The organism is Massilia sp. DJPM01 (assembly GCF_030348125.1).
In the GTDB taxonomy this organism is placed as follows: domain Bacteria; phylum Pseudomonadota; class Gammaproteobacteria; order Burkholderiales; family Burkholderiaceae_D; genus Telluria_A; species Telluria_A frigida.
Genome location: NZ_JAQOZV010000032.1, coordinates 36114 through 51680 on the forward strand (window position 1 = coordinate 36114; position 15567 = coordinate 51680).

The following is a 15567-nucleotide window of genomic DNA, read 5'->3' on the forward strand; positions in this document are numbered from 1 at the left end:
CTTGGCGCGTCGCTGGTGGCGCCAGCACCAAGCGACGCGCAGTGTTACCAGCTGCGGTTCCAGCTGAGCGCCAGGGTGCGCCCACGGCCGGCAAATGTTCCCGTGGCATCGAGCGCCGCCGCCGACTGCGAGTAGTAGCCGACATACTGCTTGTCGAGCAGGTTCTCCACGCTCACCCCGATGCGCCCGTAGCTGCTCTCGAACGTCAGCGCCATGTCGGCCAGCGTGTAACCCTTGAAGTGCTCTTCCAGGTTGCTGGTGCCGACCTTGCGCCCGATGTTGATGTCGCGCTCGCGCAGGTGGCTGGCCTGCACGCGCAGCTGGGCCTTGGGCGCCCACTGCCAGTTGGCGCCGAGCACACCCTTGTCCGGTCCCTGCGAGCGCGCCGACAGCGCCAGGTCGAGCGGCGCGCCCTGGCTGGCCGCGGTCTTGCCGTCGGTGACCGCATAGCTGCCGAACACCGACACGGTCTTCAGCGGACGCCAGTCGCCCGATACTTCCCAGCCCTTGACCACCGTCGGCACCCGCTCGACCGAGCCGATGCCGGCCGCATTCACGCGCAGCACGCTGCCCAGCTTCGAGCGCGAATCGTAGCGCGACAGGCCGACCTGCCCGTGGGCGCCGCGCCAGTTGACACCGACTTCGTTGTTGCGCGTGATGATGGGTTTCAGGTCGATCAGGGTCGCCACCGATTTGCCATCGGTGTTCACGGCACGCAGCACCAGGCCGACATCGGGCAGGCCGAAACCTTCCGAGCTGGCCGCGAAGGCCGACCAGCTCGGCGCGAAACGCCACACCGCGCCGATATTCTTGACCGGCTTGGAAAACTCGGTCTCGCCGCCCGCGACCCGCCGGCTGCCGTACACCGCCAGCGTGGTGTAGGTATCGACAGTGAGCTTGGCCTGCTCGTGGCGCACGCCGCCGCGCACCGTCAACGGGCCGATTTCGTATTCGAGCTGTGCGAACGGTGCCGTCGATTGGAACTGCAACTGCGGCACCCAGGTGCGCTTGGTGGCGGCCAGGCGCTGCTGGGTGTTGTCCCTGAGGAGATCAAGGCCGGCCGTCACTTCCAGGCCGGAGATGAGCATGTCGGGACGCACCCAGGTCATGCGCGCGCCGCGCTTGTCGGCGACGATCTGCGACTGGTCCCACAGGGTCCCGACCGGCGCCAGGCGCACGTCCTGGAAGGTCGCCACCGGGGTGGCGCCGTACAGGGCCTCGAAGTCGTGGCTGAACAGCTGGGCACTGAAGGCGCCGCCGAACAGTTCATCATGGCGGTAATCGAGGCTGGCGCTGCGCACCTTGTTACGCGGCGGCTCGCCCGGCGCCCTGCCCGGCAGCGATGTCGTGGTCACGCCGGCGGCCACCACGCCCGGTTCGTTCTTGTAGTCGCCGTCGCCGCGCAGGTTGAAGCGGTTCAGGCTCAATTGCATGCGCTGGGCACCGAAACGCTGGCCGATCTTGAGGAACAGGTCGTCGCCGCGGCTGTCGAGGGTATCGCCCTGGACGTTGTCGATGCCGAGGCGACGCCCGTCGCCGTCGTAGCCCATGCCGCGCCGCTGCAGGCCGACGTAGCCGAGCAGGTCGAAGCCGCCATCCTTGTGGGTGACGCTGTAGCCGGTTTTCCAGTCCAGGTTATCGGAGCGCAGCTGGCCCGATGCGCGCACGTTCAGGCCATGCGTGGTGCCGTCGGCGCGCGCGGTTTTCGTGATGTAGTTGATGATGCCGCCGGTGGCGCCCATGCCCTGCATGGCGGAGGCGCCGTTGATCACTTCGATGCGCTCGATGATGGCGCTGTCGGCAAAGTAGCCTTCGCGCGCGCCGGCGCGCAGCGGATTCGATTGCGGTATGCCGTCGAGCAGGATCAGCGGCTGGCGTCCGCGCAGCGATTCGCCGGTCGAGGTCATTTTTTGCCGGCTCGGGGCGTAGCCCGGCACGTAGGTCGCCAGCGCCTGCGACGGATCGTCGGCGATCAGGTATTGCGATGCCAGTTCCTGCTGGCTGATGACCGAAATCGCACCCGGAATCTTGTCCACCGCCTTGGCGCCGCGCGTGGCCGTGACCACCACCGTGCTGGAGGGCTCGGCCCCGTCGCCAGCGCCTTGCCGGGCCAGCGCATCGGTGCTCGCCATGAACAGGCAGGCCAGCGCAACCGCGCGGGAAAGGGGCGTCAATGTGCTCATACGGGGGAAATCCTTGATCGTGGGACAGATATGTTGGCATTCGGAGTACAATGCGAATGATAACGATTCCCATTCATTTATTCAAGAAGCATTAAAAATGATGTGCCCTGCCCTCGATTGTTCTTTCGCATGAAACCCGTGATCCGCTTTGTCCACCTGTGGGCCGGACTGATTTTCGGGACCATCCTCGTGGTGCTGGGCCTGACCGGCAGCGCGCTGGCGTGGATGCACGAACTCGATGTGCTGCTCAACCCCGCCTTGCTGCAGGTCGCGCCGCCGCCCGGCATGGCGCCCGGCGCCGCCATGCGCGTGGCGCCGGCCACCGTGCAGGCGGCTACCGAGCGCCTGCTGCGCGATGCGCGCTACGGGCGCCCGAGCCAGTTGATGTTCCCCGAGCGTGCCGGCGATGTGTTCGTGGCGTGGTACCGCGATCCGAAGCAGCAGGCGTCGGCCTGGAACGTGGCCGTGTCGCGCCAGGTGATGCTGGACCCGGCCACCCTGGCCGTGACCGGCGAGCGCACCTGGGGCGGATTCGGTTTCTCGCGCCCGCAGTTGATGTCCACGCTGTTCCATATTCACCGCTACCTGGTGGCGGGCGAGACCGGCAAGACCGTGATCGGCGTGACCGGCGTGGCACTGCTGCTGTTGTCGATCACCGGCATCGTGCTGTGGTGGCCGCGCATGACGGCGGCCGCCATCAAGGGCGCGCTGACGGTGCGCCACGGCGGCAACTGGCCGCGCTTTAACTTCCAGCTGCACCGCGCCGGCGGCTTTTTTGCCGCGCCGGTGCTGCTGGTGCTGGCGGTCTCTGGCGTGTACTTCAATATGCCGCAGTGGGTGCTGCCGCTGGTGGGTGCGGTCGCGACCCTGGCGCCGGCCGGCAAGGCGGCCAATCGCAGCGCGGCCGACGCGGCGCCGATCGCGCCGCTGGAGGCGATGGTGGCGGCGCAGGCGCAGTTTCCGGACGCGCGCGTGTCGCGCCTGGCGCTGCCGGCGAAACCCGGCCAGCCTTACGAAATCCGCCTGCGCCAGCCGGACGAACTGCGCGCCGGCGACGGCGCCACGCGCGTGTCCATCGACGCCGGCGACGCCAGCGTGCTGCGCACGGTGGACCCGCAGCGCGCAGCGGCCGGCGACAGGTTGTTGAGCTGGATGTTTCCGCTGCACACCGGCGAAGCGTTCGGCATCGCGGGACGCACCTTCATCAGCATCTTCGGCGTGGTGCCGCTGATGTTCTTCGTGACCGGGCTGGTGATCTGGATCAAGCTGCACCGACCGAAGAAGCGCAAGGCCAGGGCCGTCGCTGCCTGAACTGGCGTCGACGTTGCGCCATCCATGGCGCAACATCCCGCCGGCCGTCGGCCAGCGACATCGGACAAACACTTTATACGGTTTACCTTTCGCGAAACTTGCATTCTCCGGCTTGCGCACCGCCGCCCCATCCCTCGTTGTATTCTGTTCACTTCCCCTGCCCCACAAGCCAATTTCGTAGACATGCGTACATTCTGTCTATAGATTAGACCCGGCAATCGATGTTAACTAAATTTCCACAAAACAAACTTTGTTCATGGGGAGGTGTCGACGTTTTTCGCTGGATCCGAGACTTGACATGGAGATCATGCTACGGCGAGCACATCTGAAACAAGTCCACTCACGTCACGCAATACGGCTGCAAAGCTTGCCTGTTGTTCCCTCGTTTCCACCAAGGGGAGGCGCCAGCTTGAGCTTTTCTTGATCCAACTGCATCCGCTAAGAGAGATTTTAATGAAAAAGACTTTTCCCATTGCTGTCATGCTGCTCTCCACTGGCGCCGCCGTCGCGCAAACTCCTGCGCCTCAAGCCGCTACCCCTGACGCTGCCGCACCCGCCACACCCGGTACGGAAGAAATCCAGAAAGTCGTGATTGTTTCCACCGGTAGCCGCGGTTCGCAGCGCACCGTGGTCGATGCTCCCGTCCCGGTCGACATCATCAACACCAAGGACTTGAACAAGACTGGCCAGATCTCGCTGGACAAGGCGCTTGGCATGCGCGTGCCGTCGTTCAATACCGTGCAGACGCCGGTCAACGACGCCACTTCCCTGCTCGATCCTTACGAGATCCGCAACATGGGCCCGAGCCGTTCGCTGATCCTGATCAACGGCAAGCGCAAGAATTCGAGCGCGCTGATTTACACCCAGACATCGCCAGGCCGCGGCGAAAGCGGTTCCGACATTTCCGCCATTCCGCAAGATGCGATCAAGCGCATCGAAGTGCTGCGCGACGGCGCCTCGGCCCAATACGGCTCCGACGCCATTTCGGGCGTGGTCAACATCATCCTGAAAGATAATCCCCAAGGCGGCTCCCTGACCGCGCGCACCGGCATCACCCACGAGGGCGACGGCAAGATGGGCGCCCTGAGCCTGAACCACGGCATCGCCCTGTCCGACAAGGGCTTCGTCAACTACACCATCGACGTGTCGAAGGTCGGCCTGGCCGAACGGTCGGGCATCGTCGACGGCCGTGGCGACGCCGCCGACTTCGGCGCCAACCTGGTCAAGGATGTGCAGCCCTTCCTGGACCAGTACCCCACCGCCGGCAACATCAACGGTTCGCCTAAAACCCGGGCCAATAAATTCCTGGTCAACAGCCGTCTCGACATTACCGACGAGTTCAACATTTACGGCAACGCGGCCTACGTCAAGAAGCAGGTCGACAGTTACGCCAACTACCGCACGCCCTACTGGCGCGACACCGACTACGGCCTGCTGCATGCGCAGGGCACGCCGTACGTCGGCTACGTGCCCGACTTCATCGGCAAGCTGGACGACTACAACGCGACCCTGGGCGCCAAGTTCACCGTGGGCGACTGGAACGGCGACGTCAGCCTGACCGTCGGCGGCAACAAGCAAGCCTATGAAGTGCACAACTCGGTCAACCGCGGCATCGAAAAAGCGCGCCTGGAAGCGATCGCAGCCGGTAAAACCCCCGGCCCGCGTTCGCCCACCGATTTCGAGGCCGGCGGCACACGCTTTCGCCACACCGTCGTCAATGCCGACGTCTCCAAGCAGATCACCGAGTCGGTCAATGTGTATGCCGGCACCGAGCTGCGCAGGGAAAAATATGACGTCATCGCCGGCGAATACGCTTCCTACGCCGCGGGCGGCGCCGATTCGTATGCCGGCAACCTGCCGGAAAACGCCCTGTCGGCCGACCGCAAGAACTACGGCGTCTACGGCGGCAGCATGTTCGACATCACCAAGCAGTGGCTGATCGACCTGACCGGGCGCTACGAAAAGTACAGCGACTTCGGCAACGCCACCGTCGGCAAGCTGAGCACCCGCTACAAGGTCAGCGACATGGTCACCTTGCGCGGTTCGCTCTCGAGCGGCTTCCGGGCGCCATCGCTGCACCAGATTTACACCCAGAAGAAGCAGTACGCCTTCGTGGCCGGCTCGGGCATCCAGGTATCGGGCCTGACCAACAATCTGTCGCCCGAAGCGCGCGCGCTCAATGTGCCGCTGCTGAAAGCGGAAAAGTCGAAAAACATCACGCTGGGCCTGGGCCTGACGCCCGATGCCAACACCAGCATCACGCTCGACTACTACCATATCTCGCTGAAAGACCGCATCATCCTGGGCAAGGAAATCAAGCCAACCGGCGATTCGACGCAGGAACTGGACAAGATCCTCGCCGCCGGCGGCGTGGTCTCGCTCAGTTTCTTCGCCAATGCGCTCGACAGCCAGACTTCGGGTATCGACTATGTTGTCAGCCGCAGGAATATCCCTGCCCTGGACGGCAAGCTGGCGGTCAACCTGTCGGGCAACTACACGCTGAAAAACGAGCGTGACGGCGAGATCAACAACCCGCCGGCGATTGCCGCCGCGCGCCAGTCGGTGCTCGACGCGACCCAGGAAGCGCTGATGTTCACCTCGCGGCCGAAGCACAAGACGGTGCTCGGCCTCGACCTGGATTACAGCAAGATGAACTTCTCGCTCAACAACACGCTGTACGGCCCGACCCAGTTCCGCAATGCGGGCCTGGACGACAACCTGGCGGTCAAGTTCAAGACCCGCAACGTGACCGACTTCGCGCTCAACTACCAGTTGACGAACAACACCACCCTGTCGTTCAACATCAACAATATGTTCGATGTGTTGCCGAAGTGGGAACTCAAGCCCGTCAACAACACCGCCAAGGGTAGCCAGATCCTCAGCAGCACGACGGTCAATCCGAAGACCGGGATGACCCCGCGCGAGACCCAGGTCAACCTGATCACGTTCAACGGACGCTACCCGATCGTGACCTACGATGGCTCGCATTTCAGCCAGTTGGGCCGCGCGTACCATATGTCGCTCAACGTGCGCTTCTGATGATCCGACGATCCCGCCGGTAAGGATGTATCCGTCCTGAACCGGTGCCGGCATGGCTGGTCAGCAGTACGCTGGGAAACAGGTCCAGCGCACCGCTGACCAGTTGTTCCTGGCTGAACTGACGCCAACAGCGCGCGGCGCATGAGGGCGCGGGCTTGGCAAGGTCACACGCTGGCAGCCAATTTGATATCCGCGCCGAGCTTCTCCACAAAGCCCTCCATGCTTGCCTCGCCCAAATCAACGGCTTTGGCCCCGCCACCGGCAACGAATGTCACGTCGCTGATCCCGATCACGCCAAGTACGAGACGCAGATATTGGCTTGCGATGTCGCGATTCTGGATCGGCGATCCCTCGGTATAGATGCCACCCGATGCGATCAATACGGTTGCCTTCTTGCCAGTCACCAGGCCGCTCCCATCGAAGCCCAGCGTCAATCCCTTGCGAACGACATGGTCAATCCATGCCTTGAGCACTGCCGGCACGTTGTAGTTGTAGACCGGCGTTGCAATGACAAGGTGATCGGCGCCGAGCAATTCCGCAACGAGTTCGTCCGAGAGCTGTAACTCCTTCGCCATCTCGGGAGAATGCTGCTGCGCAGGGGTGAAATAGGCCTGCAGCCAGGCAGCGCTGACAAACTGAAGTCCGGCATCCATGAGGTCGCGTTCGATCACTTCGCCATCCGGGTGGACGGCAAGCCAGTCGTGCACGAAACGACGCGCCATGTTGCGCGACACGGAGTGTTGGCCACGAGGGCTGGCCTCGATCAGCAAGAGCTTGGTCATGATAATCATCCTTGAAAATTGCATTGCGGGAAACGCCTGAAGCAGGCTTGCCGATCAGGCTGCTTGTGTGTCCACACTGTATCGCCGCGAATATATTTCCGATAGAGATTAAAATATGATGAAATCCATCGATAATTGTGATGGAGTGCGCCATGGAGAATGTATTTTGATTGGAAGTCTGACGCTTGATCAGTTACGTGTTCTGGTAACGATCGCAGACACGGGGAGCTTTTCTGCCGCCGGTCGACAACTAGGCCGCGTGCAATCGGCCATTAGCCAGGCCATCGCGACTCTGGAGGATGTGCAAGGCGTGTTGCTGTTTGACCGCGCTGGCCACCGCCCAAGGTTGACCGAGACTGGACGGGTCCTGGTCGCGCAGGCGCGCTTGGTCCTGGCGAGCGCTGCCCGGTTCGAGGGAGTGGCCATGGGGACGCGCTCGGGCCTGGAACCGGAGCTTGTCATTGCGATCGATCCGCTGGTGCCGACGGCGCCATTCATCGACAGCCTGTCCGCGCTGAGCCGGACTTTTCCGAATCTGCCAGTCAGCTTTTCGACAGAAGGCCTGGGCGGCTCGTTGAGACGCCTGCGCAGCGACCCGGCCGCCATCGGCATCTGCCTGCTGCTTCCTTCCATTCCAGACGACATTGCCGCCTATCCGCTGCTGCGGGTCGGCATGCAGGCTGTGGTGGCGCCAGGGCATCCACTGACTTCGCTGGGACGTCCGGCGACGCAGACCGATCTGGAGCCTTACGTCCAGCTTGTGCTGTCAGACCCCGTCAATCCCGGCAGTGACAACTTCGGGATCGCGAGTGGAAAACGTTGGCGCTTCGTGGATCTCGGCCGGCGCCTGGACTTCCTGCTCGGCGGTTTCGGATGGTGCCGCATGCCCGACCATCTCGTGTCTCGATTGATGGCTGCCGGGAGCCTGGTTGCGCTGCATATCGAGCACGATCCGACGCCCCGCGAGGGGCTGACGATCTATGCGGCGCATCAGCGCAGCCGCACGCTCGGCCCTGCCGGACGATGGCTGCTGGACGACCTCAGGCGGCGTCTATCTTGAAACGATCCTGGCCGGAACAGACTCGCCATCTGTCTTCCTGTGGCAGCAATACGCTCTGGTAAGCGACAATGATCTTTGCCGGTTTGTCAGCTGAAACCGGCCCGGTGCGCAAGCGCGGCATACAACCGGGGCCTCTGTGCGCCCCTTCCCTCAGCTTTTGAGGCAGTTACAGGCCCGCATCCTTGAGCACCGCCTCGATCCGATGCAGAATCTGGAGCTGATACGATGCATCGCCCGATGGATTGTTTTCGTCCAGCTTATTCATCATCACCGCGTAACTGATGCCCGACGGCAGTTGGCGCAGCACGGTTGCAACGCCGGGATCGGCGCCACTGAATCCACTATTATTTTTCGCGCCCGCCAGCGGCACGCCGTCCGGAATGCGGTAGTGGGCCGCGAACAGCGTCATCGCCTTCGCCGTGGAGATGATCTGACCGGCGGGGGCCCAATTTTCGGCGCGGACGGCGCCGTCGAGCGCCAGGACAGTGGTGCCGGGCACAAAGACGCTGGGCGCCATTAACGTCGTGATGTAATGCGGTTCGCGCGGATGCCGATCGCGCATCAGCGACCGCATCACCTCGAAATCGGCCTTTGGAATGCCCAGCGGGCCCATGATGTTTTCTTGAACGTACGTCAAGTAGCTCGACCCGGACGCTTTTTCGATGATCTGTCCGAGCACCAGATAGCCAAAATTCGAATATGCCGTTGTTGAACCGGGCACGAAATCGAGTTGCTGGCGCATGACAAAGCGAATGATATCGTCCTGTTGCGGCGGCACCGACAAGCCGAGCGATTGCTGGATATCGAACTCGGATTGCATCGGGTCGCCGCTGATGTCGGCATCCCAGCCACCTTGATGTTCCAGCAGCTGCGCGATGGTGATCGCGCCCACCCGGGCATCGGGCAACGCCGGCTGCAGTTCGCGCGCCAGCCAGCACGGTGCGTTCAGCCCGGTACAAAACACATGGTCGGTGAGGGCAAGCTTGCGCTCGCGCGCCAGTTTCTGGATCGCCGCCGCAGTGACCGGCTTGACGATGCTGGCGGTGATGAACATGGCATCGGCCGGCAGGGGAATCCGGCGGGCGCTATCGCGATGGCCATAGCCACGTTCGGCGAGCATGACACCCTCCTTGGCCACGGCCACCGTGGCTGCGGTGATCCCGTTGGCGGCCATGAAGGGCGTCATGACGGCATCGATTTTGCCATTCAAATCGGCGCTGCAAGCAAGCAGTTCGGCCGCCGATGCGCCTGGCCGCTGCGCCACGCAACCGAGCGATGTGCCGGCATTCGACGCCACGTCGCCGCCGCTTCCGCCGCCACATCCGGCCAGAACGGCAATGAAAGCGGCGCCAGTGACGGCCTGCGTTGCGCCAGGTATATACGATAACAATTTCATGCGACTCCTTCTTCAGTTCAAAGTAAGACGCGATTATCGCAACAGCAATCTTTTGCAAATCTTAAGACCGGCACATCTATAATGAGCGATGCACATACTGATTATTGAAGACGATCTCGACCTCGGCCGGGCCCTGCAGAAAGCGCTCCGCCTGGAAGGTTTCAGCAGCGAGTGGCTGCGCCAGGCCGCCGACGCGCCGCGCTCGTTCGAGGGCCTGCATTACGCCTGCATCCTGCTGGACCTGTCGCTGCCGGACGGCGACGGGCAAACGCTGCTGGCCCGCTGGCGCCGCGAGGGCGTGGCAATTCCCATCATTATCATGACGGCCCGCGCCGCACTGGAAGAGCGTATCGCGGGGCTCGACGGCGGTGCGGACGATTTCATCGTCAAGCCTTTCGCCACGGTGGAACTGGCCTCGCGCATGCGCGCCGTGCTGCGCCGCTATGCGCAGCAGTCCAGGCAGGTGTGGACCATCGGCGACCTGGAACTGGAGCCAAAATCCTATCTGATGCGGCTGGCCGGCAGTCCCGTCGATTTGTCGCGCCGCGAATTTCAGCTGATGCTCGAACTTGCGCGCGAACCGGGCATCGTGGTCTCGAAAAGCGCGCTGTCCGAGCGCCTCGAACCGCTCGGCGAGCCGGTCAACTTTGGCGCCATCGACGTGCATATCTTTAACTTGCGCGGCAAGATAGGCGGGCACCGGATCCGCACCGTGCGCGGGGTTGGCTACATGCTCGTCCCATGCTGAACTTCCTGCGTCCCACGCTGGTCAGGCGCGTGGTCCTGGCGCTGATGATGGCGTTTTTCATCGCCTGGATGTTGTTGTTGGCGGTGATATTCATCGAGGCGGTAGATCCGGCCGTCACGGACAAGAGCATCCAGGAGGTGGGACAGGGACTGGCCGCATCGCTGGCGCGGCTCGACAATGCGGGACAAGCACGCGCCGTCGCCGCGGCCACATCGGAACAGATCGAGCGGCTCTACCGCACCTACGACATTCCGGCAGTCATGCTGATCCAGCTGAACGATCAGGATGGAACACGTTTGTATTCATCGCCCGCGGCCGGCACCGCACTGCCGCGCGGCGACACAAGCACGATCACCACGGCGCGTGTGAATGGCAGGTCGTTCCGGGTTTTCAAGGGCATGGCCGGGCGCTGGTCGGTCACGGTGGCCGGATCGAGGGTGGACGACGGCTTTTTGCTGCTGTCGATCACGCGCGACCTGGTCTATTACCTGCTGATCGCCTTTCCCTGCTTTCTGCTGCCGGTCTGGATTGCCGTATCGCGCGGCATGCGCCCGCTGCGGCAAATGAGCAAACGGATCGCCGCGCGCGGCGCCGACGACATGTCGCCCACCGGCGTCGACCCGATCTATGCCGAGCTGACGCCGCTGGCGGGAGCGCTGGACCGCCTGCTTGCGCAACTGCGCGAGAAAGTCGCCCGCGAACATGGCTTCGTCCAGGACGCCGCGCACGAACTGCGCACACCGATGGCGGTCATTTCCGCCCAGGCCCACGTGCTGGCCATCGAGCCTGAACTGGAGGGGAGGCGCGAGGCGCAGCGGCATCTCGACCAGGCGATTGGCCGCGCCTCGCACCTGATCGCGCAGCAGCTGGCGCTGGCGCGCATGGACGGCACGCGCATGGGCGACACCGGCACCATCGACGTGGCACGCCTGGTGCGCGACGAACTCGCGCGGGCGGCACCGACAGCGATCGAGAACGGCATCGAACTGGGCCTGGAGGCGCCCGAGCGCCTGCCGTTCACTCTCGAGGTGGATGCGTTTCAATCGATCCTGAACAACCTGCTCGATAACGCGCTGCGCTATGCGGGTGCCGGTGCCAATATTGCGCTCGAACTGGTTCAGCAAGACGACGGCTATCTGATGCTGGCGGTGGCCGATGACGGACCGGGTATCGCGCAGGCGGATCTGGCGCACGTCTTCGAACGCTTTTACCGCGCCCGGTCGCAGGACAAGACCGGCTCGGGCCTCGGCCTGGCGATCGTCAGGCAGGCCGCCTTGCGCATGAATGGCACGGTCACGCTGGCACCGGGTCCTGGCGGGCGCGGTTGCCGCTTCGTCGTGCGGATCGCGGCGCCGCGCTGAGTAGCGCCGCATTCTGCGCCGTTGGCCGGACGCTCGCTTCCGGTTCGACGGCGCGGCGCTCCCTGGGCCCAGCGCAATTCGCGACGCACTGCGTCCTGCATCGGGTTGCGGCCCCGACGGCCGATGAAGGCCTGCCGGCAAAGGTGGGCGCTGTACCCATGGCGGGCTATTCGTACAAGCGGCGTTCTCCGCATCCGCGCACCAGGCTTGAAGGCGTAGTCCCTTCCTGATAGGCCAGGAAGCACGATTCTTCCCACATCCGGATCAGCGCTTCGGCCGAACGGAACAAGCTGCCCATTTCTTCCGCACCGGTGCCAAGCACTATCAGCTCCTGCAAGAAATCGGGGATCATGCCGTAGTGCGCCAAGCCGTCGTAATTGATGTCGAAGCTGCGCGTCGTGACGCCGTCGCGGCTCACCTGGTGGGCGTTCAGCGGCGTGTGCGTGGCCGTGTGTGCGCTCCAGCTGTCACAGGCCGGATCGCACTCCGGCAAGGTGCTTGCCCACGGATTGGTCCCGGCTGGATAGGGCGCATAGTTGACCAGGTTGCCGATGCCGCCATGGCGTCCGGACCGCTGCCGTTCGCTGCGCTCGCGCGCCGGGTTGCCGCTGCCAGTACCGTGATAGAACGCGAAGCGGCCGAAGCGCGGCGCCGCGTGCCAGTCCAAACCGTTGAAATCGCTGCCGAGGGCCACGCCGCGCGTGTGCAGCGCCACCGCGCGCTGTGCTTCGGACGGCGAGCCACCGCTGGCCACCTCCCTGATCTGCTCCACCAACGCAGCCGACGACTGCATGCCGAGCCCCACCAACCCGGGCGTGAAGCCGGCGGGCGGCGCGTAGACATCGCGCATCTGCTTGCGCGACAGTACGTTCTCGGTGTGGCGCGTCAGGCCTGTCTGCACACCGCCATGCGACGCCATGACCGGATAAGGGCCGGTCAATGCGAGGATGTCGTTCTTGGTTCGTTCGGACCCGTGCTGGAGGTCGATCATCATTGCGTGCCGCATCATCGAGCGCACGAAGCGTTCGCCGTCGCCGCTCAGGCCGCGCGCGTTGACGTGAAACGGCAGGTCGCGTTTCGGCTGGTCCAGGGCCAGCGGCACCATGGCCGGGGAATCGGTCGCACCTTCATACGGAAGCGCGTTGCGCACGGCGTCGATGGCCGCTGCGGTGAGGGGCGACAATGCGCACGACAGTTCACTCGCGCCGAGCGAAAAGAAAGCGGCGATTCCGCGTGCAACGGGGTCGTCGATGCATTGTCCTGCCACGTGCTGGACAATCGTGCGCCCGATGCCCGGCGGGACGATACTGCCGTCGAGAATGCTCTCCGGGGCGAGCTTCGCCCAGATCGGCACCGTCACTTCGGACAATTTGAACGATAGCGGGAGCGCGCGCCGCCAGCGCTCCTCGCGGTCGCTGTTTTCGCCAGGGTAGATTTCGCGCGGCACGGGAACGAACGGGCGCACGCTGTTGCCATACTGTGCGGTCAGCTCCTCCTGCGTCATCAGCGTGGGCATGCGGGCCGACGCGTCGCCAAAGATGGCGCTGGCGACGAACAGGTCGCTGGTGATCGCATAACCGCCCAGCATGCTGTCCGAAAAGTGGACCGGAATGACATGGCGTACCCCTTCGCGGTACAGTGCGTCGACGCGCGCCTCGATCTGGGATGGCGTACAGGTTTCGGGATGAGCGTCGGTATGCATGACCCGGGTCTGCGCACCGATGAACTGCGCGGCCGTTGCGATGCTCCCGCCGCTACCCAGGTCCACGCCCGTTTGCGATGCCCACGGGCCGGGGTGTGCGTATTCGCGCGCCGGATGGTGGGCGAGCGTGCCGACAGCGGGATCGCAGCGTTTGCTGTCCATGATGTGATCGAGTTCGACGCCGATGACGATCGCCAGCTTGCCGCCGTTGATGATGCGGCGGGCCTCCTGTGGCGTGTAGGCGACCTGGGCCCAGCTGGAATTGAGGCGCGCGAATTCCTTAATTGCGGGAATTTGCAGGGCGAGCGCATCCTGGTCGGAGCTGAACGGCAGGTTCTTCTCCTTGACCATGGCGAAGGAAATGACCTCCGAGTTGCCGACTGTCGCCACCATCAGCCGCACGCCTCCCTGGTAGGCACGCTCGACCCAGGTCCAGTGCATCTGCTGGTGGATGGACGAATACCACATCGGCCAGTTCTTGAAGGTCGGGTAGCCGCTTTCACTGTTGTTGTGATAGCCCCCGAACACCCCGTCCTGCGAGAGCTGGTCGCCCGGCAGGTTGGGCACGCCGGCGCCTTCGAGCAGATTCAGGCAGACATCGCGGCACAGCGTGTAGGTGGTGCCGAGGAGCTCGTCCTGGTGCGGGTTGAAATGGAGGTCGTTGGTGGTGTGGGTGTCGTTGCAATTACCCAGTGAACTGATGGGGCCGAAGGCACTGCCCCACAGTGCGCGCGCTTCCGGAATCCGGCCACCCGCGCCGTAGGCGGTGAAGGCTTTCTCGTTCATCAGATGGGCATGCAGGTCGGCCACGCCCCATACCGGATCGGTATCGCGCGAGCTTGGCGCCGGCGCGGTATTGGTCAGCCAGATATCGTCCACGTTGACATGGCCCCAGGTCCCGGTGGCCCGGTCCTCGATCATGATGCGCGCCCTGGTGCCGCGCAAATTGCCGATGTTGAAGGACACCCGCACCATGTTTTCGATGCAGTGGCCGCGCGCGGCAACCGGACGCCCGTCGCGATCGAGCAGCGTCTCCCAGACATAGCTCAGCGCCGGCGCGCTGCGCCGGCCGCCGCTGCCCGGCAGGCCAGGCAGGTCGCCGCGGCCGACCGCCCCCTCGCCCAGCACCGGACGCCGGTGCTGGAGATACACGCCGACATCGGCCGTGCAGCCACCGCCCACCAGCAAGTGAAAGTAGTCGTGCTGCAGTTCGATCTCGGGTGACACGATGCGTCCCACGCGGCGCTCGCCCTGCAGGTTGCCCCAAGCGGCCGAGGGAAGGTGCGAGGGAATGGCAAGGCGCATGGTGGTGGCGCGCGCGTAAGCGGAGGGCCGGTGTTCCGCGGTGCCGAGCCAGTACAGGCCTTTCTTCCCGATCGGAAAAGGTGTATTGGCATAGCTGCCGCCCACCGTCGCCAAATTGTTGCGCAGGCGCGTGAAATCGGCATTGAGCCGGGTGAGATAGGATAACTGTGCGCCCGCGCCAAATTCGCAGGTGCTCGCCTCGTCCAGCACCAGGCCGGCACAGGGCTCCGGCGGCAGGCGCAGCGATGCCGTGTCCAGGGCCCGCTTGCTGGAGACGTTATCGCCGAAGGTGGGCTGGTTGTGGAAGGCGCTGCCGGTGACGCCCATGACCGATTCGAAGGTGAAACCTTGCAGGGTGCCATCTTCAAAGTCCCAGTGCCGGGGCTTCTGGCGCGCGATGTCGATCCGCGCCTCGGGTTGCCCCGGCAGCTTGTCCGGAGGCGGCAGCAGGTGCCGCCCGGAGTCGATGATGGTCGGTTGCGCCACCAGCCGTGTTGGAAAAGCGGCCATGCCCACGACCGCCAGGAATACACATGCACAGCTGCGCCATGGCGAAGTCATACTGCCCCCTCAGGTTCAGATTTCAGACTACAGCCTTGGCGTCGCCGGGCGGTTGAGGACTATCAAACCGGGCCGGACCGGTGGTGAGAGGGCTCGGGAAACGAGCGCCTGTTCCTGTC

General features: G+C 64.1%; 9 protein-coding genes. 5 read left to right on the forward strand and 4 right to left on the reverse strand.

Features of this window, described 5'->3' with window-relative positions; all coding sequences use genetic code 11:
• Positions 1-44 precede the first annotated feature (44 nt).
• Positions 45-2183, reverse strand: a complete 2139-nt coding sequence (locus PO883_RS20095) for a TonB-dependent receptor (protein ID WP_289311322.1) — start codon at positions 2181-2183, stop codon at positions 45-47.
• 129 nt (positions 2184-2312) lie between these two features.
• Here PO883_RS20095 and PO883_RS20100 point away from each other — a divergent pair, with 129 nt between their 5' ends.
• Both PO883_RS20100 and PO883_RS20105 read left to right on the forward strand, forming a co-directional pair.
• Positions 2313-3494, forward strand: a complete 1182-nt coding sequence (locus PO883_RS20100; RefSeq protein ID WP_289311323.1) for a PepSY domain-containing protein — start codon at positions 2313-2315, stop codon at positions 3492-3494.
• A 453-nt stretch (positions 3495-3947) separates the two neighbouring features.
• Complete coding sequence (locus PO883_RS20105) at positions 3948-6533, forward strand: TonB-dependent siderophore receptor (protein WP_289311324.1); 2586 nt, start codon at positions 3948-3950, stop codon at positions 6531-6533.
• 164 nt (positions 6534-6697) lie between these two features.
• Here PO883_RS20105 and PO883_RS20110 read toward each other — a convergent pair whose 3' ends face one another.
• Positions 6698-7315, reverse strand: coding sequence for an FMN-dependent NADH-azoreductase (locus PO883_RS20110; protein ID WP_289311325.1), 618 nt, complete (start codon positions 7313-7315; stop codon positions 6698-6700).
• A gap of 115 nt (positions 7316-7430) precedes the next feature.
• On the opposite strand from PO883_RS20110, the gene PO883_RS20115 reads away from it, so the two are divergent.
• Positions 7431-8375 (forward strand): LysR family transcriptional regulator, encoded by a 945-nt coding sequence (locus PO883_RS20115; protein ID WP_289311326.1) that lies wholly within the window; start codon positions 7431-7433, stop codon positions 8373-8375.
• A 166-nt stretch (positions 8376-8541) separates the two neighbouring features.
• Here the strand turns inward: PO883_RS20115 and PO883_RS20120 are convergent, their stop codons facing one another.
• Positions 8542-9771 carry a serine hydrolase gene (locus PO883_RS20120; protein WP_289311327.1) on the reverse strand — a complete coding sequence of 410 codons (1230 nt, stop codon included), beginning with the start codon at positions 9769-9771 and terminating at the stop codon, positions 8542-8544.
• Positions 9772-9859: 88 nt separating this feature from the next.
• Here PO883_RS20120 and PO883_RS20125 point away from each other — a divergent pair, with 88 nt between their 5' ends.
• Both PO883_RS20125 and PO883_RS20130 read left to right on the forward strand, forming a co-directional pair.
• Positions 9860-10519 carry a response regulator gene (locus tag PO883_RS20125; protein WP_289311328.1) on the forward strand — a complete coding sequence of 220 codons (660 nt, stop codon included), beginning with the start codon at positions 9860-9862 and terminating at the stop codon, positions 10517-10519.
• The gene (locus PO883_RS20130; RefSeq protein WP_167086834.1) at positions 10513-11880 is read left to right on the forward strand and encodes a HAMP domain-containing sensor histidine kinase; all 1368 of its coding nucleotides are present in this window, start codon (positions 10513-10515) and stop codon (positions 11878-11880) included. The genes PO883_RS20125 and PO883_RS20130 overlap by 7 nt, the downstream gene beginning before the upstream one ends.
• 166 nt (positions 11881-12046) lie before the next feature.
• Here PO883_RS20130 and PO883_RS20135 read toward each other — a convergent pair whose 3' ends face one another.
• Positions 12047-15448 carry a membrane dipeptidase gene (locus PO883_RS20135; RefSeq protein WP_289311329.1) on the reverse strand — a complete coding sequence of 1134 codons (3402 nt, stop codon included), beginning with the start codon at positions 15446-15448 and terminating at the stop codon, positions 12047-12049.
• Positions 15449-15567: the final 119 nt, after the last annotated feature.

What these genes read in the sequence shown, in the direction of transcription:
- PO883_RS20130 (WP_167086834.1), top strand. Translation starts at nt 10,513, where the DNA reads ATGCTGAACTTCCTGCGTCCCACGCTGGTCAGGCGCGTGGTCCTGGCG.
- PO883_RS20115 (WP_289311326.1), top strand. Translation starts at nt 7,431, where the DNA reads ATGATGAAATCCATCGATAATTGTGATGGAGTGCGCCATGGAGAATGT.
- PO883_RS20120 (WP_289311327.1), bottom strand. Translation starts at nt 9,771, where the DNA reads ATGAAATTGTTATCGTATATACCTGGCGCAACGCAGGCCGTCACTGGC.
- PO883_RS20100 (WP_289311323.1), top strand. Translation starts at nt 2,313, where the DNA reads ATGAAACCCGTGATCCGCTTTGTCCACCTGTGGGCCGGACTGATTTTC.
- PO883_RS20110 (WP_289311325.1), bottom strand. Translation starts at nt 7,315, where the DNA reads ATGACCAAGCTCTTGCTGATCGAGGCCAGCCCTCGTGGCCAACACTCC.
- PO883_RS20095 (WP_289311322.1), bottom strand. Translation starts at nt 2,183, where the DNA reads ATGAGCACATTGACGCCCCTTTCCCGCGCGGTTGCGCTGGCCTGCCTG.
- PO883_RS20135 (WP_289311329.1), bottom strand. Translation starts at nt 15,448, where the DNA reads ATGACTTCGCCATGGCGCAGCTGTGCATGTGTATTCCTGGCGGTCGTG.
- PO883_RS20105 (WP_289311324.1), top strand. Translation starts at nt 3,948, where the DNA reads ATGAAAAAGACTTTTCCCATTGCTGTCATGCTGCTCTCCACTGGCGCC.
- PO883_RS20125 (WP_289311328.1), top strand. Translation starts at nt 9,860, where the DNA reads ATGCACATACTGATTATTGAAGACGATCTCGACCTCGGCCGGGCCCTG.